Origin of the sequence: Lysobacter lycopersici (assembly GCF_007556775.1) — a bacterium.
Lineage (GTDB): Bacteria > Pseudomonadota > Gammaproteobacteria > Xanthomonadales > Xanthomonadaceae > Pseudoluteimonas > Pseudoluteimonas lycopersici.
The window spans coordinates 1,409,271-1,429,878 of the sequence record NZ_CP041742.1 but is presented as its reverse complement, the minus strand read 5'-3'; the positions used below and the strand labels follow the sequence as shown (position 1 = coordinate 1,429,878).

18 protein-coding genes and 1 other RNA gene are annotated in these 20,608 nt (G+C 67.0%); 9 read left to right on the top strand and 10 right to left on the bottom strand.

The annotated features are described in order from the left end of the window. The gene (locus tag FNZ56_RS07200) at positions 1–1,545 is read right to left on the bottom strand and encodes a site-specific DNA-methyltransferase (protein WP_143879188.1); all 1,545 of its coding nucleotides are present in this window, start codon (positions 1,543–1,545) and stop codon (positions 1–3) included. A 93-nt stretch (positions 1,546–1,638) separates the two neighbouring features. Between FNZ56_RS07200 and FNZ56_RS07195 the strand changes: the two genes are divergently transcribed. Together FNZ56_RS07195 and FNZ56_RS07190 are read left to right on the top strand one after the other, a co-directional pair. Next, positions 1,639–2,028 (top strand): transcriptional regulator, encoded by a 390-nt coding sequence (locus tag FNZ56_RS07195; RefSeq protein ID WP_143879187.1) that lies wholly within the window; start codon positions 1,639–1,641, stop codon positions 2,026–2,028. Positions 2,029–2,263: 235 nt separating this feature from the next. Next, entirely contained in the window at positions 2,264–2,731 is a 468-nt protein-coding gene (locus FNZ56_RS07190; RefSeq protein WP_143879186.1) for an REP-associated tyrosine transposase, read from the top strand. A 122-nt stretch (positions 2,732–2,853) separates the two neighbouring features. Here the strand turns inward: FNZ56_RS07190 and rpiA are convergent, their stop codons facing one another. The 7 genes from rpiA to FNZ56_RS07155 form a co-directional block, all read right to left on the bottom strand. Then, a complete protein-coding gene (rpiA, locus tag FNZ56_RS07185) occupies positions 2,854–3,501 on the bottom strand; it encodes a ribose-5-phosphate isomerase RpiA (RefSeq protein WP_143879185.1) in 648 nt (215 codons plus the stop codon). Between the two features lie 86 nt (positions 3,502–3,587). Next, positions 3,588–4,103, bottom strand: coding sequence for an EVE domain-containing protein (locus tag FNZ56_RS07180; RefSeq protein WP_143879184.1), 516 nt, complete (start codon positions 4,101–4,103; stop codon positions 3,588–3,590). 85 nt (positions 4,104–4,188) lie between these two features. Then, on the bottom strand, positions 4,189–4,800 hold the full coding sequence (locus FNZ56_RS07175; RefSeq protein ID WP_185970683.1) for a 5-formyltetrahydrofolate cyclo-ligase: 612 nt from the start codon (positions 4,798–4,800) through the stop codon (positions 4,189–4,191). 40 nt (positions 4,801–4,840) lie between these two features. After that, positions 4,841–5,025: non-coding RNA, 6S RNA (gene ssrS / locus FNZ56_RS07170), on the bottom strand. 69 nt (positions 5,026–5,094) lie between these two features. Next, on the bottom strand, positions 5,095–5,391 hold the full coding sequence (locus tag FNZ56_RS07165; RefSeq protein WP_143879182.1) for a cell division protein ZapA: 297 nt from the start codon (positions 5,389–5,391) through the stop codon (positions 5,095–5,097). Next, positions 5,388–5,609 (bottom strand): TIGR02449 family protein, encoded by a 222-nt coding sequence (locus FNZ56_RS07160; RefSeq protein WP_143879181.1) that lies wholly within the window; start codon positions 5,607–5,609, stop codon positions 5,388–5,390. Before FNZ56_RS07160 ends, FNZ56_RS07165 begins: the two co-directional genes overlap by 4 nt. Positions 5,610–5,640: 31 nt before the next feature. Then, on the bottom strand, positions 5,641–10,188 hold the full coding sequence (locus tag FNZ56_RS07155; RefSeq protein ID WP_143879180.1) for an EAL domain-containing protein: 4,548 nt from the start codon (positions 10,186–10,188) through the stop codon (positions 5,641–5,643). A 100-nt stretch (positions 10,189–10,288) separates the two neighbouring features. On the opposite strand from FNZ56_RS07155, the gene FNZ56_RS07150 reads away from it, so the two are divergent. After that, complete coding sequence (locus tag FNZ56_RS07150) at positions 10,289–10,834, top strand: UPF0149 family protein (protein ID WP_143879179.1); 546 nt, start codon at positions 10,289–10,291, stop codon at positions 10,832–10,834. Between the two features lie 2 nt (positions 10,835–10,836). Continuing rightward, a complete protein-coding gene (locus tag FNZ56_RS07145) occupies positions 10,837–12,156 on the top strand; it encodes an aminopeptidase P N-terminal domain-containing protein (protein ID WP_143879178.1) in 1,320 nt (439 codons plus the stop codon). Here the strand turns inward: FNZ56_RS07145 and FNZ56_RS07140 are convergent. Both FNZ56_RS07140 and FNZ56_RS07135 read right to left on the bottom strand, forming a co-directional pair. Further along, positions 12,153–12,803, bottom strand: coding sequence for a hypothetical protein (locus tag FNZ56_RS07140; protein WP_143879177.1), 651 nt, complete (start codon positions 12,801–12,803; stop codon positions 12,153–12,155). The two genes, FNZ56_RS07145 and FNZ56_RS07140, sit on opposite strands and share 4 nt — an antisense overlap. 67 nt (positions 12,804–12,870) lie before the next feature. Beyond that, a complete protein-coding gene (locus FNZ56_RS07135; protein ID WP_143879176.1) occupies positions 12,871–15,375 on the bottom strand; it encodes a penicillin-binding protein 1A in 2,505 nt (834 codons plus the stop codon). Between the two features lie 218 nt (positions 15,376–15,593). Between FNZ56_RS07135 and FNZ56_RS07130 the strand changes: the two genes are divergently transcribed. From FNZ56_RS07130 to FNZ56_RS07110, 5 genes are read left to right on the top strand one after another with little or no spacing between them, the layout of a single operon-like run. After that, complete coding sequence (locus FNZ56_RS07130) at positions 15,594–16,652, top strand: pilus assembly protein PilM (RefSeq protein ID WP_143879175.1); 1,059 nt, start codon at positions 15,594–15,596, stop codon at positions 16,650–16,652. Further along, a complete protein-coding gene (locus FNZ56_RS07125; protein ID WP_143879174.1) occupies positions 16,652–17,368 on the top strand; it encodes a PilN domain-containing protein in 717 nt (238 codons plus the stop codon). Before FNZ56_RS07130 ends, FNZ56_RS07125 begins: the two co-directional genes overlap by 1 nt. Next, on the top strand, positions 17,362–18,033 hold the full coding sequence (gene pilO, locus FNZ56_RS07120) for a type IV pilus inner membrane component PilO (RefSeq protein WP_407070512.1): 672 nt from the start codon (positions 17,362–17,364) through the stop codon (positions 18,031–18,033). Before FNZ56_RS07125 ends, pilO begins: the two co-directional genes overlap by 7 nt. A gap of 1 nt (position 18,034) precedes the next feature. Beyond that, entirely contained in the window at positions 18,035–18,568 is a 534-nt protein-coding gene (locus tag FNZ56_RS07115) for a pilus assembly protein PilP (RefSeq protein WP_143879173.1), read from the top strand. Positions 18,569–18,583: 15 nt separating this feature from the next. After that, positions 18,584–20,590, top strand: coding sequence for a type IV pilus secretin PilQ (locus FNZ56_RS07110; protein WP_143879172.1), 2,007 nt, complete (start codon positions 18,584–18,586; stop codon positions 20,588–20,590). The last annotated feature ends 18 nt before the right edge of the window (positions 20,591–20,608 follow it).

Genomic DNA, 20,608 nt, shown 5'->3' with positions numbered 1-20,608 from the left:
TCAGCGCGCCTGGATGTCGTAGGGCGTTTGCCGGAACGCGATGTCGAGTTCGCGCAGTTGTTCGGCGGACAGGTCGCAGGCTTCGCCGTAGATCACCTTCGGGCCGTCGAATTTCGCCAGCGAGCGCAGCACGCGCCTGGTCAGCACGTTGCCGCCGGTCTTGCGTTCGTCGCCGAGGATGCCATTGAACAGCAGGTAGTAGCCGGTGCCGCCGTGTTCGCCGAGGAAGGCGTCCTTCTTCGCGCGTGTGGAGCGCGGCGTGCCGGTTTCCGCGAACCAGACATGCGCGGCGAGTTGTTCGAACTTGATGCGTTCGTCGATGTGGCCGTCCTGGTCGAACACGGGCACGCCGAGCTTGTAGAAGCGGAAACCGCTGCCGCCTTTCCAGCCGACGGCTTCGGAAATGCCGCCCTGCTCGCCGTCGACGACTTTCTTCAGCCGCGGCTGGCAATGCGTGCGGGCGTGGTCGCCCATTTCGATGCCGATCCAGCGCCGACCCATCTTGTGCGCGACGGCGGCGGTCGTGCCGCTGCCGAGGAAACTGTCGAGGACGAGATCGCTTTCGCTGGTGCACATCTCGAGTATGCGTTGAAGCAATGTTTCCGGCTTCTTACCGCGCTTGAAATCAACGCCGCCTTCTTTGTTGAGATTGATGGTGCTGATATCTGGCCAGAAATCGCCCAGATACTCTTCGGTATAGGAAGAGAGGAACAGCATTTGCTTCCCTTCCCACCACACATATTCGATGCCTGTGGGTGAAATCACTTTCGCTGTTCGAGTATGGAATTTCTGTCGAGCCAGAAGCGCATTGTTGGTTCGATACACGACGCGTTCGGCTTCGCGAAGTTGAAATTCCCGGATGTTTTCCTCCGTCGGCTCCACGCCTTCAGATAAGAGGTGTTCCTTGATCGAGGTGACGACCCATTCTTCGACGTCGTCTTCTGGGTTTTCGATGAAATTCGTGTAGTAGCGGAGATATTTTTCGAGATTCTCTGGATTCTTCGCTTTCTTCACCGGGCGGAGTCGACCAGCCGGTGTGGCGCGGTAGCCGAGGATGTACTCCTTGAGCTTTGGCGGCTTCCTGTCGACATGTTTCATCTTCACGCCACTGAGCTCACTCATTTTCACCGCGATGTTTATCGCGCGATTGGGTCGGCCAAATATCTCGTCCATGACGACTTGGAGATAAGCCATCTCGTTGTCGTCGATTTGGACAAAAATGTGCCCATCTTTGGCAAGGAGCTGCTTGAGCAACTCCAATCGCGGATACATCGTCGACAGCCACGTCGAATGCTCAAGATTGTCGTCGTAATGGTCGAACGCGCTGCCCGTGTTGTACGGCGGATCGATGAACACGCACTTCACCTGCCCCGCGTAATACGGCAACAGCGCCTTCAGCGCATCGAGGTTGTCGCCCTCGATCAGCATGTTCGGCGCATCCGGCTCGCCATAAGACAGGCCCGTCACCGGCTCCAGCAGCCGGTAAGGCGCCAGTGCCGCACGGGTCAGGTCTTGGTCGCGGTTGTGCCAGGACAGCAGCGGCATTAACGCATCGGGTTCGTGATTAACCCGATAAGTTAAGCACGACTAACTCGATACGTGAATCCCGCCCGGCGGGGGTTCGTACCTTCCGGAGCCATGAATGACGAGCGTCAAGCGTTTTCTCGGCGTCTGGCCGAGGCCATGGAGAAGGCGGGCTACAAGCCGCGTCCTGGCGAACTGCACAAGGCATTCAACAGCCACTATGAAGGCGCATCCGTATCGGAAATGACCGCCTCCCGTTGGCTCAACGGCAAGGCGATTCCCGCGCAGGACAAGCTGCAGGTCCTGGCCGGGCTCTTCTCGGTCGAACCGCATTTCCTGCGTTTCGGCGGAAGGAAACCACGGGTGGGCGAGGGCAGGCCCGCGTGGGAAGCGATGACCGCGCCCGACCGCGCGATGATGGATGCCTTCCTCGCCTTGCCACCCGCGCAGCGCAAGCTGGTGCGGGAGCTGGTTGCCGCGCTCGGAGAAGGGAAGGGGAAATAGCTCAGGCTTTTGAGGGCACTGCTGTTGTAGGCCCTGCTCTTGTGGGAGCGGTTTCCAACCGCGACCAGTTCTTGCCTTGAAAGAGCAGTCGCGGTTGGAAACCGCTCCCACAGAAACCGCTCCCACAGAAACCGCCCCACAAAAAGCCGATCGCGAGCTTTTTCGGGTTTTCCCGAGGCAATCAACAGAATTAAGCCGATCATCGGCTCCTGCTCCGCCGGCGACATTGCCGGACATGGACGACAAACCGCATTCGCACCGACTGCGCATCGGGCGTCGCAGCGAGGTGGGCGGGTGCTATCTGCTGACTACCTGCTGCAATGGCCGGCAGGCGCGTTTCGCCAATCCCGAGGCCGCGGACATCGTTCTGGATGCACTGCATTGGCTAGTCCGCGAAGGCAGGATGGAGTTGCTGGCGGCTGTGGTGATGCCGGACCATCTCCATCTGGTGGCCGTGCTGCGACATGGGTCGCTGGGTGGATTGATGCACGGCATCAAGCGCCATGCTGCGCTTGCAATCAATCGGGCCGAAACTCGCTCGGGCGGGCCGCTGTGGCAGCCCGGATACCACGATCGGGCGCTGCGATCGGACCAGGCGGTGGAAGCGGCTATCGGTTATTGCCTGAAGAACCCGGTACGCGCGGGATTGGTGGAGGATTTTCGCGAGTATCCGCACTGGTGGTGCAAATTCGGGCTGGATTGAAAGTTTTCTACATTGTGAGAGCTTCTGTGGGAGCGGTTTCCAACCGCGACTGCCTTTTCAAGGCAAGCACTGGTCGCGGTTGGAAACCGCTCCCACAAAAGCCCCCCAATAGGAACGCCGCGCTACAGCACCTTCGGCGGCTCTCCACCCACGATCACCACGTCCGCCGGCCGCCGCGCGAACAGGCCGACGCTGACGACGCCGGGGATCTGGTTGAGTTCGCGTTCCAGCCCCACCGGGTCGGTGATGGCGAGGTTGTGCAGGTCCAGCACCCAGTTGCCGTTGTCGGTGACCACGCCCTCGCGCCACACCGGCTGGCCGCCGGTCATGCGCAGCAGTTCGCGCGCGACCAGGCTGCGCGCCATCGGGATCACCTCGATCGGCAGCGGGAACTTGCCGAGCACCGGCACCTGCTTGCTCGCGTCGATGATGCAGACGAACTTGTCGCTGGCCTCGGCGATGATCTTCTCGCGGGTCAGCGCCGCGCCGCCGCCCTTGATCAGGCGCTTGTGCGGGTCGCATTCGTCGGCACCATCGACGTACAGCTGCAGCGGGCCGGCGACGTTGGGGTCGATCACCTCGATGCCGTGCGATTTCAGCCGCGCGGTGCTCTGTTCGGAACTCGACACTGCGCCGGCGATGCGGTGCTTCCACGCCGCGAGCGCGTCGATGAAGTAGGCGACGGTGGAGCCGGTGCCAACGCCGACGATCATGCCGTCCTCGACGTAGTCGATGGCCTTTTCCGCGGCGAGTTTCTTGGCTTCGGACATGGGGTTTATGCTCTTGTAGGAGCGGCTTATAGCCGCGACCAAGGATGACGGAACAGCAATCGCGGCCGGAGGCCGCTCCCACAAAATCATTCGAGGGACAACAACAACTTCCACTGCGCGGCGGTGACCGGCATCACCGACAGGCGGCTGCCGCGCTGGGTCAGGGCGAAACCTTCGCCGAGTGCGTCGCCGTGGCGCTTGATCTCTTCCAGCGGGATCGCGCGCTTGAGCTTCCTGTCGAACTTCACGTCGACCAGCGACCAGCGCGGTTCGGCGCGCGTGCTTTTCGCGTCGTAGTAATCCGATTTCGGATCGAACTGGGTCGGGTCCGGATACGGCTCGCTCGCGACCGTCGCGGTGCCGACGATGGCGGGCACTTCGCAGCTGGAGTGGTAGAACAGCACGCCATCGCCGGGCTGCATCTGCCGCATGTGGTTGCGCGCCTGGTAGTTGCGCACGCCGTTCCACGGTTCGGTGACGACGCGCTTGAGGTCATCGATGGAAAACGCGTCCGGTTCGGTCTTCATCAGCCAGTGGCGCTTGCGGCTCACGCGAGGTCTCCGGTGGTGGTCATGAACGTGGCGTGTGCACCCTCTCCCCATCCCTCTCCCGCAAGCGGGAGAGGGGGAGTCGGTGGCATGCGGGTTCGGCTCCGGCGCCTGCTCGAATGGGCATGCTTGGCGGGTGTCATTGGTAGATCGCGCTTTCGGTGCAGGTGGCATCGGGGCGCACGTCCCAATCGTGCAGGTCGATCGAATCCACGCGCTGCGCTTCGAAACCCACGCCGACCAGCCACGGCGGCGCCGGCGATTCGCGGCGGAAGGCGAAACTGCGGTCGTACCAGCCGCCGCCCATGCCCAGGCGCGTGCCGTGCGCATCGAAGCCGACCAGCGGCATCGCGACGAAGTCCATGTCGCCCGCCTGCAGTGCCGAAGATGGTTCGATGTCCGGTTCCGGAATGCCGAAGCGGTTGGTGACCAGCGCATCACCCGGGCGCCAGGGCGCGAAGCGCAGGAGCTCGTCGTCGGCGAGTACCGGCAGGCAGTAGACGCAACTGCGTGGAAGCTTCAATTGCCAGGCGTGCAGCGCAATTTCGCCATCCATCGCCCAGTAACCGGCGACGTAGCCGCGTTCGGGCGCGAACGGCAATGCGAGCAACTGCGCGGCGAGCGCATCGGCGGCGGCGATGCGTTGCGCGGCCGGCAGTTCGCGGCGACGCGCGCGCAGTTCGCGGCGCAGCTGGTCGCGATCGGTGTTCACCGGGGAGTCGTCGAAGCGGACGCGGCGGGCATGCCGCATTGTAGCCGCGCGGGGAAGATGCCCGCGCGCGAGATAGATCGCATCCTCCGCCATGCCGATGCCTGCGAAACGACCTTGAACCCGGGGTTCAAGTGGAAACGCTTGGGGGCCATCGGGCTTCCCGCTCGTGGCGGACTTGCACACCCGGCTTCCGTCGCGTCCCCGTGGTCGTCATTAAGGGACAAGGCGAATGTTTGCGCATGCCGTCGAACACGGCAGAGGACACGCGCGGGCAGTATAGCCGCGGCGCAGTTGCATTGGCATCCATTCGTCGGCGCGAATGGCGCGACGCGTTCAGCTGCCGAGCAGGGTGTCGAGCTTGCGTTGCAGGTCGCCGATGGTCGCCGCGAGTTCGCGGTCGTGGCCCTTGCGCGAATCGCGCAGCAATTGCAGTTCGTGCGCGAAGTTGAGCGCGGCGAGCACCGCGACGCGGTCGATCGCGGCCATGCGGTTGGCGCCGCGGATCTCGCGCATCTGCTGGTCGAGCAGGCGCGCGGCGGCGAGCAGGCTGTCGCGTTCCTCCGGCTTGACGCCGACCGTGTACTCGCGGTCGAGCACGCGGATGCTGACCGCGTCGGCGGACTCGCTCATGTGTGTTGTTCCAGCGACTTGAGCCGCGCGATCATCGCCTCGACCCGGGTGCGCGCCTGTTCGTTGCGCGCGAGCAATTGCGAACGCTCGCCGCTCAGCTGTTCCTGCTGCTGGCGCAGGCTGCGGTTTTCCTCGGCCAGCTGGCGCGTGCGCTCGACCAGCGCCTCGATCCGGGTGGAGAGGGCGCGGAGCTGGGCGAGGGCGTCGTCGTCGTCCATGCCGGCACGATAGGCAGGTGCCGGCGGGTGGTCAAGGCGCGGCCTGCGCCCGTCCGGAAGCCGTCGCCGGCGACCAGTTGCGCAGGAAGGCGAGGCAGCGCTGCGCCTCCAGCGGCGGCGACAGCCAGTAGCCCTGGATCTCGTCGCAGCCGTGTTCGTGCAGGAAGCGCAGTTGCGCCTCGGTTTCCACGCCCTCGGCGACCACGTTCAGTTCCATCGCGTGGGCCATGGCGATGACCGTGGTGGTGATCGCCGCGTCATCGGGATCGTGGGTGATGTCGCGCACGAATTCCTTGTCGATCTTGAGCGTGGTGATCGGCAGGCGCTTGAGGTAGGCGAGCGAGGAATAGCCGGTGCCGAAGTCGTCGACCGCGAGCGAGACGCCGAGCTTGCGGAACGCTTCCAGACGGCGCGAGGTGTAGTCGGTGCCGGCCATGATCACGCTTTCGGTCAGTTCCAGTTCCAGTCGTTCCGCCGGCAGCCGGCTTTCGGCGAGCACGCGTTCCACCACCGCGGGCAGGTCGCCGCGCGAGAGCTGCAGCGCGGACACGTTCACCGCCATGCTGATGCCCTCGAGCCCGCCGTGCTGGCGCCAGCGCTGCAGGGTGAGGCAGGCTTCGCGCAGGACCCATTCGCCGATCTCGAGGATCATCCCGCTTTCCTCGGCCAGCGGGATGAAGGTCGTCGGCGGGATTTCGCCATGCTCGGCGCTGGTCCAGCGCAACAGCGCCTCGACCCCGACGATGCGCGAATCGTGCACCGACATCCGCGGTTGGTACACGACCCGCAGCTCCTCGCGGTCGAGCACCTTGCGCAACGCGCTGGCGATCGTGGCGCGGCGGCGCACCGCCTCGTCCATCTGCTCGTCGTAGCGGACGAAGGTTCGCCGGCCCGCAGCCTTGGCCTGGTACATCGCGGTGTCGGCGTGCTTGAGCAGGTCGGTCGGCACCTGCGCGTGGTCCGGGTACAGGCTGATGCCGATCGACGGCGAGATCGAGATTTCCTGCAGGTCGTCGATCTGCAGCGGCGCTTCGAACGCCATGATGATCTCGCGCGCGGCGCGGTCGGCGTCGTCGGGGCCAGCGAGGTTCTCGAGCACCACGGTGAATTCGTCGCCGCCCAGCCGCGCCACCGTGTGCTGTTCGCCGATGGTGCGCTGCAAGCGCAGCGCGGCCGCGCGCAGGATGCGGTCGCCGGCGGCGTGGCCGAGCGAATCGTTGACGTCCTTGAAACGGTCGAGGTCGAGGAACAGCACCGCGATGCGGCCGTCCTGCCTGCGCGCGCGCACGATCGCGCGCGACAGGCGCTCGGCGAGCAGGGTGCGGTTGGGCAGGTTGGTGAGCGTGTCGAAGTTGGCGAGGTAGCGCAGTTCCTGCTCGGCGCGCTTGCGGTGGGTGATGTCGCTGATCACGCCGATGAAGAATTGCGGGCGGCCGCTGGCGTCGCGGATCGCGTTGGCCTCGACCAGGCACAGGAATTCCTCGCCGTCCTTGCGCATCTGCCACATCTCGCCGGACCAGCCGCCGTGTTCGGCGAGGTGGCGGCGCATGGCGAGGTAGAACTCGGGTTCGTGCTGGCTGGTATTGAGCAGTTCCGCGCCGCGGCCGATGACTTCCGCCTCGGAATAGCCCGTCATGCGCGTGAACGCGGGATTGATCGAGATGAAGCGGAAATCGCGGTCCAGCACCGAGACCGCTTCGTTCATGCTGCGCAGCACCTCGGCCGCGATCTGGCGTTCGCGATCCACTTGCCGGCTGCGGGTGATGTTGCGTGCGGTGCCGGCGATGTGCAGCACGCGTCCGTCCGCATCGCGTTCGACCGTGCGCCCGCGCGCCCGCACCCAGGTCCAGCCGTGGGCCGTGCGCACCCGGTGCTCGGACTGGAACAGCGGCGCATCCCCGCGCAGGTGTTCGCGCAGGCGATCGAGCACCTGCGGCAGGTCGTCCGGATGCACGCTGTGTTCCTGGTCGACGCGGATCTCGAGCGGCGTTTCCGGATCGGAATGGTCGTCCGGTTGCAGCCTCAGCAAGCGCTTGCTTTCGAGGTCGTAGTCCCAGAACTGTTCGCCGGACGCCCACAGCGCGAGCTTCAGCCGTTCCTCGCGTTCGTGCAGTTCGCGGTAGAAGCGTTGTTCACGCAAGCGTTGCCGCTTCCAGCGCAGCCATGCCAGCAGCAGTGCGATCGCGGCGAACAATGCGTAGGCGAACAGCGCCAACGGGTGGCGCCACCATGGCGCCTGCACGTGGATCGGGACCTGCAGGGTCTGCGTGTACCAGCTGCCGTCGCGGTTGCTGGCCTGGACCTCCAGCACGTGGTTGCCGGCCGGCAACAGGGTGTAGGTGATGTCGGGGTTGTTGCCGTTGTCGATCCACTGCGCATCGACGCCTTCGATGCGGTGGCGGTAGCGGACGCGGCCGGCATCGATGTAGTCGAGGCCGCCGACGCGCAGGCGCAACAGCCCCGCCGATTGGGGGAGTTCGATCGTGCCCGGGTTCCACGCGACCGACATGTCGGCACCCGCGCGTTCGCCGATGCCGATTTCGAGCAATCGCGGCGGCTGCACCAGGCCGCGCGTCGCGCGCTGCGGATCGAACACGTTGAGGCCGCGGATGCCACCGAAGGCGAGCCGTCCGTCCGCGAGCCGCAACGCGGCGCCGCCGTTGAACTCGAGGTCCTGCAGGCCGTCCGCGCGCCCGTATGCCGTCGACGAATCGCGATCGGCATCGAGGCGCAGCAGGCCCTGGTTGGTGCCGACCCAGAGCATCCCGCGCGCGTCGGCGACCAGGCTGTAGACCGCGCTGGGGGAGGCGGGCGAAAGCGCCAGCGGGACCGGTGCGAACTGCACGTCGCCGCCGGGCCGGGGCGAGGCGAGGACCAAGCCGGCATTGGTGCCGACCCAGAGCCGGCCCTTGCCGTCTTCCGCCAGCGCCCGCACGAGGTCGTCGCCGAGGCTGCCTGGCTGGCCGGGGGTGTCGTGGAATGCACGGTGCCGATCGGTGCGCGGGTCGAGCGCTTCCAGCCCGTGGCCGGTGCCGATCCAGAGCGTGCCGTCGCGCGCCTCCAGCAGCGCGTGTACCGCCGGCTGTGTCGCCGCGCCGGCAGGATGCGCGCCGTGAAGCTGGAATTGCCGCGGCGCGCCTCCGTAAATGTCGAAATGGATCAGGCCGTCATGGTCGCTGCCGAGCCAGAGTCCGCCATCGCGCGCCGGAAGCAGGCTGCGGAGCGCCAGGCGCGGGTAGCCGGCGACATCGACGGCATGCGCGGACGGCTGCCGCGGATCGAGCACGAACAGGCCGGCCATGCTGCCGAGCCAGAGCCTGCCGTCGGGAGTGCGCGCGATGCCGGTGATGCGTCGGGACAGGGCATCGCCCGCGACCGATTCCAGCAGCCCACTCATGTCTTCCGGGGTGCCGGAGCCATCGATGCGCAGCAAGCGGCCGTCGTCGGTGCCGACCCAGAGGAAACCGGCGTCGTCCTGCGCGATCGAACGCACGCTGCCGCTGGCGACCGGGCCGCGCGCGGCTCCCGTCGTCCAGCGCAAGTCGATGAAGGGAAACGGCGCGCCGCGCGAGTCCGCGATGGCGAGACCGGAGAACTGCGTTCCGACCCAGAGCAGGCCGGAGCGATCGACCATCAGCGCATTGACCATGTCTTCCGGCAGGCCGGCCGGGTCGCGCTCGTCCTGCCTCAGCGCCCTCGCGGCTCCGGTCTGCGGATCGAAGCGGCGCAAGCCGGCGCCGACGATCGACAGCCACAGGCTGCCGTCCGGCGCTTCCGCGATCGACTGCACGCGCGTCGCACCGTTGCCCTCCATGGCCTGTGGCCAGACCTGCTGCAGGCTGTCGCCGTTGCGCAGCAGATAAAGGCCGCCATCGCCGCCCACCCACGTGCGACCGGCGCGGTCGATGCGCAATGCCAGCATGGGCTGCACCGGCCCGACGCGCGTCGCGCGGCCGTCGGCGCCGATCCGGAACAGGCCGGCGCGGTTCGCATACCAGACATCGCCGTGGCGGTCGCGCGCCAGCCCCTGGAAGCCGCTGTCGACACCGCGTCCGGGCAGGGAAAGGACGCGGGTCACGCGGCTGCCGCGCGGATCGAGCCGGTCGAGCCCGGCGCTGGTGCCGATCCATGTCGCGTCGGCCACGGGCAGCAGGGCTTCCACCCGCGGGGAATTCGTGCCGGCCCGCGGATAACGATGGAAGCGGCCGCTGTCGAGATCCAGCCGGGAGACGTATTCGGAACGCGTCCCGACCCAGAGTCCCTTGTCGGCGTCGACGGCCAGTGCGGTCACGAAGTTGTCGGGCAGGCTGGCTGGATCGTCCGCGATCTCGTGGAAGGACACGAAGCGTTGCCCGTCGTAACGGCTGAGCCCGCCCTGGGTGCCGACCCACGCGAAGCCGTTGGCGTCCTGCGCCAGCGCGGTCACGGTGCTCTGGGCGAGGCCGAGTTCGCTGCCGGCGCGCACGAAATGGATGTCGCGAACCGCAGCGTGCGCGGGCCATGCCGCGGCCAACGCCAAGCATGCGGCGCATGCGGCCAGGACCAGGATCCGGGCTGCGGACGGGGCGTTCGCGGACATGCGCCAGTGTAGGCGTGCGCCGTTCGCGGCAACAAGCGGCCGCGGCGAAGGCGGTGGGCGCAGTTGCTACACTTCGACACGGCTTCCGGGGACCGTTTCCATGACCAACGCATTGCCGTCCCGGGGCGACATCGACGAAGCCATCCGCTCGCTCGGGCTCGCCACGACGGCATCCGAACTGCAGGGCGCGCTGCTCGGCTGGCTCGCCGGCGGCGGCAGCGCCGACGGCAACTGGCTCGCCGCGGTGATGGCCGATCCGGCGCTGCCGCAAGCCGCCTCCGACTCGCCGCTGCAACGCCTGCGCGACCATGCCGTCGAACAACTCGACGCGCGCAACTTCGCGCTCGACCTGCTGGTTGCCGACGACGATGCCAGCCTCGCCGATCGCAGCGGCAGCCTGTTCGACTGGTGCCGCGGTTTCCTCGGCGGTTTCGGCCTGTCCGCGGGCGCGAACCCGCCGCTGTCCGAAGAAGGCGGCGAAGCGCTCGCCGATATCGCGAAGCTGGCCGCGGCCACGCCGCAGGACGACGGCGACGAGGAGGACGAAGCCGCGCTGGTCGAAATCGCGGAGTTCATCCGCGTCGCCGCGCTGCTGTTGCACGGCGATTGCGTGCTGGGCCCGCGCCACCGCCGCAGCATGCATTGACGATGGCCGCGCACGCCAAAGCCAGCGCGATGTTCGCGCGCCGCCGCAAGCAGCTGATGCGCATCGCCGGCGACGACGCCATCCTCGTGCTCGCCGCCGCGCCCGAGCGCATTCGCAGCCGCGATACGCATTACCCATACCGGCAGGATTCCGACTTCTGGTACCTCACCGGCTTCGAGGAACCGTCCGCGGTGCTGGTGCTGGTGCCCGGTCGCGCGCACGGCGAGGCGCTGCTGTTCTGCCGCGAACGCGACCCGGAACGCGAAGGTTGGGACGGACCGCGGCTCGGCCCGGAACGCGCCTGTGAGGCGCTCGGTTTCGACGACGCGTATCCGATCGACGACCTCGACGACATCCTGCCCGGCCTGCTCGAAGGCCGCACGCGCGCCTACTACCACTTCGGTCGCGACACCGATTTCGACCTCAAGCTGATCGGCTGGTTGAATCGCGTGCGCGAACAGGTGCGCCACGGCGCGCAACCACCGCACGAATTCCTCGAACTCGGCCACCTGCTCGACGAACTGCGCCTGTTCAAGTCGGCCGAGGAACTGAAGCTGATGCAGCGCGCCGCCGACATCGCCATCGTCGCGCACGAAGCGGCGATGCGCGCGGTGCGGCCCGGGATGCAGGAATACGAACTGCAGGCCGAACTCGAACGCGAATTCCGTCGCGCCGACGCGGTGCCGGCCTACGGCAGCATCGTCGGCGCCGGCGCCAACGCCTGCGTGCTGCACTATGTCGCCAACAACGCGTCGATCCGCGACGGCGACCTGGTGCTGATCGATGCCGGCGCGGAGCATCGCGGCTACGCCTCGGACATCACCCGCACGTTCCCGGCGAACGGGCGATTCACGAAGGAACAGCGCGCGCTGCACGACGTGGTCGGCGCGGCGCAGGCCGCCGCGCTGGCGCAGGCGCGGCCGGGCGTGCCGTACGAAGCCATGCACGCGGCCGCGGTGGAATCGCTCACCGAAGGCCTGCTGAAACTTGGCCTGCTCAAGGGCACGTTGCAGAAGAACATCGCCGACGGCGGCTACAAGCGTTTCTACCGGCACAAGACCGGGCACTGGCTCGGCCTGGACGTACACGACGTCGGCGACTACCGCCTCGACGGCGAATCGCGCCTGCTCGAACCGGGCATGGTGCTGACCGTCGAGCCCGGTTTGTACGTCATGCCGGACGATGCGAGCGTCGCCACGAAGTGGCGCGGCATCGGCATCCGCACCGAGGATGATGTCGCGATCACCCGCGACGGCCATCGCGTGCTCACGCAGAAGCTCGCGCGCAGCGCCGACGAGATCGAGGCCTTGATGGCGCGCTAGCGGGATTCGCCTTCGTAACCTGCGATTTCCGCTTCCGCCAACAATGCGCGCAACTGCGCGAGCGAGGCGCGGCGCATCGGTTTCTCGTCGACCGGCGACAGCGGCGCCTGGCGCAAGGCGTCGCGCGGCAGCACGGTCAGGTCGAACGTGAGTCCATCAGCCGAGAACAGCCAGACCTCGGCGTCGAAATCGCGTTCGCGGTCCAGGCGCACGCGGCGTCCGCGCGCCTCGGCCGGGATGCCGCGCTCGTCGAGGCAGCGCGCGACCGCGCCGGCATCGTCGCTGTAGAGATGCAAGGCGACCGGCGTGTTCGCGTCCGCGGTGCCTTCCAGCACCGGCCCCACCAGGCGCGCGTCGAACGCGGCGAAGAACTCCAGCGCGTGCAGCGCGGCGTCGCGCCGCCGTTGCAGCGCATCGGCGGTGGCGTCGCCCTGGAACAGGCGCTGGTATTCGCGCAACGCGTCCTCGATCTCGCGGTTGCGCGGCAGCGAGGCATCGTCGTGGATGCCGAGGCGTTCGGCGGCCTTGAGCTTGGCCTGGTGGAAGTCGCGGACGCCGCCGACGGCCATCAACCGCGCGGCTTCCTGGGCCAGGCGCGTGCGGCGCTCGTGGGTGCGGGTTTCGGCGTGCTGGCGTGCGCGGTGCATGGCGCGTCTCCGGTCGAACCCGGAGACGACTGTAGCGCAAGAGAAGCGGCAAGCGCGTGACGCCCGCTCAGAAGATGTCGAACGATTCCTCGTCCGGCGCCGCGTCCTGTTGTTCCTGGTCGTAATCGACCACGCTTTCCATGCGCTCGAGGTCCTCGGCCTTCACGTACTCGGTGATGCCGCCGCTGCCCGCGGGCAGCAGCCGGCCGCCGGCGCTGACCGACACCTTGACCATGCCTTCGGGGGGATCGTTGGCGGCGATGGGCTGGTCCTTCAGCGCGGAGCGCATGTAGTCGATCCAGATCGGCAACGCGGCCTTGCCGCCGTATTCGCGGTAGCCCAGCGACTTGAAGTCGTCGCGACCGACCCAGACCGTGGTGACGTACGGCCCGCCCAGCCCGGAGAACCATGCGTCGCGGTGGTCGTTGGTGGAACCGGTCTTGCCGGCGACATCCTCGCGGCCGAGTACCTTCGCCGCGGTGCCGGTACCGCGCTGGACCACGTCGCGCATCATCGACACGATCTGGTAGGCGACGCGCGGGTCGATCGCGCGCGGCGCGAGCACGCCGTCGGTCGGCTTTGCCGGTTCGGCGGTGGCCGTCGTGGTCGCGTTCGCCTGCGGTTTCGCGGTCGCCGGCTTGGGCGCCGAACCGCCGGGGCCGAGGTTGAAGCCATCGACCACGTTCGATACCTGCACCGGCGCCGCGCCCGGTTGCGCGGCAACCGCGCAACTGCGGCAGGCGGTCGGCGGTTTTTCCTGGAACACGACCTTGCCGTCGCGGTCGCGCACGTTGTCGATGAACCACGGCGTGACCCGGAAGCCGCCGTTCGCGAACACCGCGTAACCGCCGGCGACGGTGATCGGCGAGAGCGAAGCGGTGCCCAGCGACATCGACAGGTTCGGCGGCAGCGCGGATTCGTCGATGCCGAAATGGCTGATGTACTTGCGTGCGTAATCCACGCCGATCGCATCGAGCAGGCGCACCGACACCAAGTTCCGCGATTGCACCAGCGCCTCGCGCAGGCGCATCGGGCCGGCGAAGTTGCCGCTGTCGTTCTGCGGCCGCCACATGTGGCCGCGACGATCCTTGAACACCACCGGCGCGTCGAGCACGATCGAAGCGGGGTTGAAGCCGCGTTCGAACGCCGCCGCGTACACGAACGGCTTGAAGCTGGAACCCGGCTGGCGCCGCGCCTGGGTCGCGCGGTTGAACTTGTTGCCGGCGAAACTGTAGCCGCCGACCAGCGCGCGCAACGCGCCGTTGTCGGCGTCGAGCGACACCAGTGCGGCCTGCGCCTGCGGGATCTGGTCGAGTTGGTAACCGCTGGGCGCGGAACCGGCCGGCGCATCGGCGGCGAACACCGGGCGCAGGCGCACGAGGTCGCCGCGCGCCACCAGCGATGCCGCGCTTTTGCCGGTCCAGCGCGCGGCATCGGATCCGACCATCGCGGTGCTGCCATCGGCAAGCGCCACTTCCACGCCGCCGCCGGCACTGCGCAACACCACCGCGGGCAGCAGCCCGCCTTCCGCCGGCACCGCGCGGATGCGCGCCGCGGCTTCGGCCGCGCCGTCGCCGTCGGCGAGTTCGAAATGCTGTTCTGGCTTGTTCCAGCCGTGGCGATGGTCGTAGGTGGTGAGGCCGTCGCGCACCGCCTTGTCCGCCGCGGCCTGCAGCGCCGGGTCGATGGTGGTGGTGACGTGATAGCCCTTGTTGAGCACGTCGCCGCCGAAGCGCGCGAGCATTTCGCGCCGGACCATTTCCGCGACGTAGGGCGCGTATACCTCCGGCTTGCGTTCGTGCGGGCTGGCGTGCATCGGCGCCGCCTGCGCCGCCTGCGCTTCCGACCGTGGGATGAAGCCGAGGTCGGCCATGCGCCCGAGGGCGTAATCGCGGCGTTCCCGCGCGCGCTCGGGATTGCTGATCGGGTTGCCGCTGGAGGGGAATTTCGGGATCGAGGCGAGCGAGGCGACTTCGTCCAGGCTCAACTGCGCCAGCGGCTTGCCGTAGTAGAACTCCGAAGCCGCGGCCACGCCGTAGGCGCGGTTCCCGAAGAAGCTCTTGTTGAGGTAGAGCTCGAGGATCTCGTCCTTGGACAGCACCCGTTCCATCTTCATCGCCAGCAGCATTTCCGCGAATTTGCGCGTGTAGCTGTACTGCGAACTCAGGAAGAATTGCCGCGCGACCTGCTGGGTGATGGTGGAGCCGCCGGGCACCCGCTTGTCGTTGGTGGTGGCAAGCAACCAGACCGCGCGTGCGACGCCTTTGTAGTCGACGCCGTGGTGCTGGTAGAAGCGGTTGTCCTCGACCGCGATGAAGGCCTGCTTGACCCGTTCGGGTACCTCGGCGATGCGCACCGGGTAGCGCCGGGTTTCGCCGTAGATGGCCATGAGCCGGCCATCGCGGGCATAGACGTACATCGGTTCCTGCAATTCGACGTTGCGCAGGGTCGCCACGTCCGGCAGGCGGGACGAAACCATGTAGTACAGGGTGCCGACGGCGATCAGGCCCAGGACGGCCAGCCCGAGGGCGCCCAGCAAGGCCCACCGGAGCAGACTGCGAAAACGGGGCATTGGTGCTCGGATTGCAGGGAACAAGGGGGGGCAGTATAGAGTCTGGCCGCAAGGCCCGATCCGGGGGACGGCCGAGTGGGGCCCGGGGTCGCGTTGGATCTGGGCGAGGGGCGCGGTAGGGGGGCTGGCACCGGGGGGATTGCCAGACCGTGAAAAGTCCGTTATTTAATGCAACGGGACACGTTGTGCGCGTAAGCGCCCGTGAGAAGGGGAGAAACGTGGGACTGATCACGAAAAGCCAACCGGCGTTGGTCGGCGTCGACATCAGCTCGACGGCGGTCAAGCTCCTCCAGCTGTCCCGTAACGGGGATCGCTACCGGGTCGAGCATTACGCCGTGGAGCCGCTGCCGCCGAATGCAGTGGTCGAAAAGAACATCGTCGAAGTCGAGGCGGTCGGCGATGCCATTCGCCGCGCCGTGGCCCGTTCCGGCAGCAAGGCCAAGTTCGCGGCCGCCGCCGTGGCCGGTTCCGCGGTGATCACCAAGGTGATCCCGATGCCGGCCGAGCTGGACGACGACGAACTCGAATCCCAGGTCGAGCTCGAGGCGGTGAATTACATCCCGTACCCGATCGAGGAAGTGAACCTCGATTACGAGGTGCTCGGCCCGATGCCCGGCAACGCCGAGATGGCGCAGATCCTGCTGGCCGCGTCGCGCTCGGAGAACGTCGAAACCCGCGCTTCCGCGCTGGAGCTCGGTGGCTTGAGCGCGCGGGTCATGGACGTCGAGGCGTTCGCGATCGAGAACGCCTTCGCCCTCGTCGCCGATACCCTGCGCGTGCCGCGCGACGGCATCGTCGCGCTGGTCGATATCGGCGCGACGATGACGACGCTGAACATCCTCCGCAACGGGCGCAGCCTGTACAACCGCGAGCAGGTGTTCGGCGGCAAGCAGCTCACCGACGAGGTCATGCGCCGCTACGGCTTGAGCTACGAAGAGGCGGGCCTGGCCAAGCGCCAGGGCGGCCTCCCGGAAAGCTACGAAATCGAGGTGCTGGAGCCGTTCAAGGAAGCGCTGGTCCAGCAGGTCAGCCGCCTGCTGCAGTTCTTCTACGCCGGTAGCGAGTTCAACCGCGTCGACCAGGTGGTGCTGGCCGGCGGTTGCGCGTCGATCCCGGGCATCGCCGACATGGTCGAGGAACAGCTCGGCGTGCCGACCGTCGTCGCCAATCCGCTGGCGCAGATGTCGCTGGGGCCGCGGGTCCAGGCGCACGCGCTGGCCCAGGACGCCCCGGCCCTGATGATCGCCTGCGGGCTCGCGTTGAGGAGCTTCGACTGATGGCACGGATCAACCTCCTCCCATGGCGCGTCGAGCGCCGCAAGCAGCGGCAGAAGGAATTCACGGCCATGCTCGGCGTCGCGGCGCTGGGCGCGGTGCTGCTGTCGTTCCTGCTCGTCAACTACTACAACCGCCAGATCGACGGCGAAAACGCGCGCATTGCCTACGTCAAGGACCAGATCTCCCAGGTCGACAAGCAGATCAAGGAGATCGAGGAGCTGGACCAGAAGAAGGCCAAGCTGCTGGCGCGCAAGGAAGTGATCGAGCAGTTGCAGGCGAACCGTTCGCAGATGGTGCACCTCTTCGATTCGCTGGTACGGACCATTCCCGACGGGGTGGTCCTGACTTCGCTCAAGCAAGATGGCGACAAACTCACGCTCGAAGGCCGGTCGCAATCGAACGCGCGCGTTTCCACCTACATGCGCAACCTCGAGGGCGCGGGCTGGATGACCAAGCCGGAACTGTCGATCATCGAGGCGAAGGGCGGCGACGACCCAGGCTTGCCGTATGTCTACAGGCTGACGGTGACGCTGGCCAATCCGAACGCGCCCAAGGATAGCGACGGCGACGGCGTGCCCGACCAGCCCGAAGCGGCGGCGGAAGCCCAGCCTGCCGCTCCCGCCGCGACCACGCCGGCGAGCACGATGCCTGCGGCCCCGGCACCCGCGGCCCCGGCCACGAATGCCGCCCCCGCAACGGGAGGAGCCGCATCGTGAAGAAGAAAATGTCGATCCGCGACCTCGACTTCAACAACACCGGCGCATGGCCGCGCGAGTTCAAGATCGGGTTCTGCGTGTTGCTCGCCCTGGTCATCATCGGCTTCGTCTGGTGGTTCTGGGTCACCGGCAAGCGCGACGAACTGGCCAACCTGGATGCCCAGGAAGCCAGTCTGCGCGCCGAGTTCGAGACCAAGCAGGGCCGCGCCGCGAACCTGGAGCCGCTCAAGCAGCAACTCGCGCAGATGGAGCAGCAACTGCAGCAGATGCTGCGCCAGCTGCCGAGCAAGACCGAAATGCCGGACCTGATCGTCGACATCTCGCAGACCGCGCTGGCGACCGGCTTGCAGAACAAGCTGTTCCAGCCGGGAACGGAGACGCCGAAGGAGTTCTACGCGGAGAAGCCGATCCAGTTGCGCCTCGTCGGCACTTACCATCAGTTCGGCGCGTTCGTGAGCGGCGTGGCCTCGTTGCCGCGCGTGGTGATCCTGACCATGCACGATATCGCCCTGAAGCCGGCGAACGGATCCACTTCGATCAAGCCCAATTCCGCGCTGGAACTCGCGGGCACGGTGAAGACCTACCGCTACCTCGACGAAGACGAAACCAAGGCGCAGGAAGCGCAAGCCGCGAAGTCAAAGCCCAAGCCGAAGGGGGGCAAGTGACATGAGCAAGATCCTCATGCGCATCCCCGTCCTGATGCTGGCTGCGTTGGCGCTCGCGGGGTGCACGCGTGGCATCGACAGCACGCCGGGCAACGCGCCGAACCTCGAAAAGTGGGTTGCAGACGTGAAGGCGCGGCCGGCGCCGGCGCTCGATCCGCTGCCGGTCATGCAGCAGTTCGAAACCTTCGAATATGCCGCGCAGAACCTGCGCGATCCCTTCAGCAACGCCTTTACCGACGAGAGCGGCGGCAGCGGCCCACGACCCGATCCGAACCGGCCGAGGCAGGCGCTGGAGCAGTTTCCGCTCGACAGCCTCGACATGGTCGGGACCATCGGTACCGGCCCCGGCATGATCGGGCTGGTCATGGCGCCGGACAAGGTCACCTACCGCGTGAGGCCTGGTGCCTACATGGGCCAGAACGATGGCCGCATCACCGCAATCCACGAAGACCGCATCGAACTCGTCGAACTAGTGCCGGACGGGGCGGGGGGCTGGCTTGAACGCCCCGCCACGCTTGCGCTCGAAGATCAATGACTGGGGGTTAGCACGATGACCGTTACCAACGTCCAACGCCTGCGGCCTGCCGCGCGTCCCCTGCCACTGAGGGCAAGTCTCGCCGGCATCGCGATCGGCTTGTGCGCCGCGCTCGGCACGACCGCCTCGGCCGCGCCCGCTACCGGCAACCAGACGACGAACGCCGTCGCGGTCGACCCGGCCAAGAGCCTGCCGTCGACGGTGTCGATCTCCAGCATCGACTTCAAGCGTGGCGATGGCGGCGCGGGCCGCCTCATCCTGCACTTCAGTGGTGACGGCGCCGCCCCCGACCTGCGCACGCAAGGCAGTTCGGTGCTGGTCGACATCGGCAACGCGCAGTTGCCGGCGACGCTGCAGAAACCGCTCGACGTCACCGATTTCGCCACCCCGGTCCAGCGCATCGATGCCGCCCAGACCGGCCATGGCGCGCAACTGCAATTGAGCACGAGCGGGCAGTTCGAATCGCTCGCCTACCAGACCGGCCGCGACTACATCGTCGAAATCGTGCCTCGAGCCGCCACCCCGAACGCGAACCGCGCCGTCGGCGCCGTGTCCGGCACGGTGGCTTCGGGCGCGCAGGCATCGGCCTATGGCGCCCCTCACTACAGCGGCCGCCCGGTGACGTTCAACTTCCAGGACGTGCCGGTGCGCACCGTGCTGCAGCTGATCGCCGAGGAATCGAACCTCAACGTGGTCGCTGCCGATACCGTCCAGGGCAATGTCACGCTGCGCCTGGTCAACGTGCCCTGGGACCAGGCGCTCGACCTCGTGCTGCAGGCCAAGGGCCTCGACAAGCGCCAGAGCGGCAACGTCGTCTGGGTCGCGCCGCAGTCCGAGATCGCCAAGTACGAGCAGGACAAAGCCGAAGCGCGGGTCAAGCTGGAAAACAGCGCCGAGATGATCACGGAGTACATCCCGATCAACTACGGCAACTCCGAGGACATCGCCAAGCTGCTGACCGACGACGCCAAGAACGGCAAGGGCGGCGGCGGATCGGGCGAATCCCAGCGCGGTTTCCTCTCGCCGCGCGGCAGCATCAGCTTCGACCGCCGCACCAACACCCTGCTGGTGATCGACATCCCGCAGCGCGTGGCCGCGATCCGCGACCTGGTGAACAAGCTCGACAAGCCGGTCGACCAGGTGGTGATCGAGGCGCGCATCGTGATCGCGAACGAAAGCTTCGCGCGCGAACTCGGCGCCAAGTTCGGCGTCAGTGGCAGCAACAACAATGCCTATTTCAGCGGCAATCTCGATGCGAACAGTGCCACCCGCACATCGCAATACACGACGAACCAGGCCAACCAGGCCGCGCTGAATACCTACCAGGCCGCGCTGGATGCCTACAACAACTGCACCGGCGGCGATTGCGGTTCGGCACCGATCCCGCCGGTCCTCCAGTCCCCGACCATCACCCGCGGGCTCATGAGCAGCCTGCCGTCGGCGCTGGCTGGCAGCGGATCATTGGCGCTCTCCATCCTCAATGCGGGTTACCTCCTGGATATGGAGCTGTCCGCAATGCAGACCGAAGGCCGCGGCGAGATCATCTCCAACCCGCGCATCGTGACCAGCAACCAGAAGGAAGCGCTGATCAAGCAGGGCGACCAGATCGGCTACATCACCGTCACTGCGGGCAACAACGCCAACGTTCCGCAGGTGCAGTTCAAGGACGTGGTGCTGCAGCTCAAGGTCACCCCGACCATCACCAACGATGGCCGCATCTTCCTCAACATGGACCTGCAGAAGGACGACCTGTCTGGTTACGTGAACACCGGCGTCGGCCAGGTACCGCAGATCGCCACGCGCGAGGTGACGACCGCGGTGCTGGTGGACGACGGGCAGACCGTGGTCGTGGGCGGCGTGTACGAGTTCAAGGACCAGAATTCGTTGTCGAAGATCCCGTTCCTCGGCGATATCCCGATCCTCGGCAACCTGTTCAAGAACCGCAACCACACCAAGAGCAAGGCCGAGTTGCTGGTGTTCGTGACGCCGAAGGTGATCCGCGTCGCGCAGCGCCCGAACTGACGTTCGCCAACGCTTTGA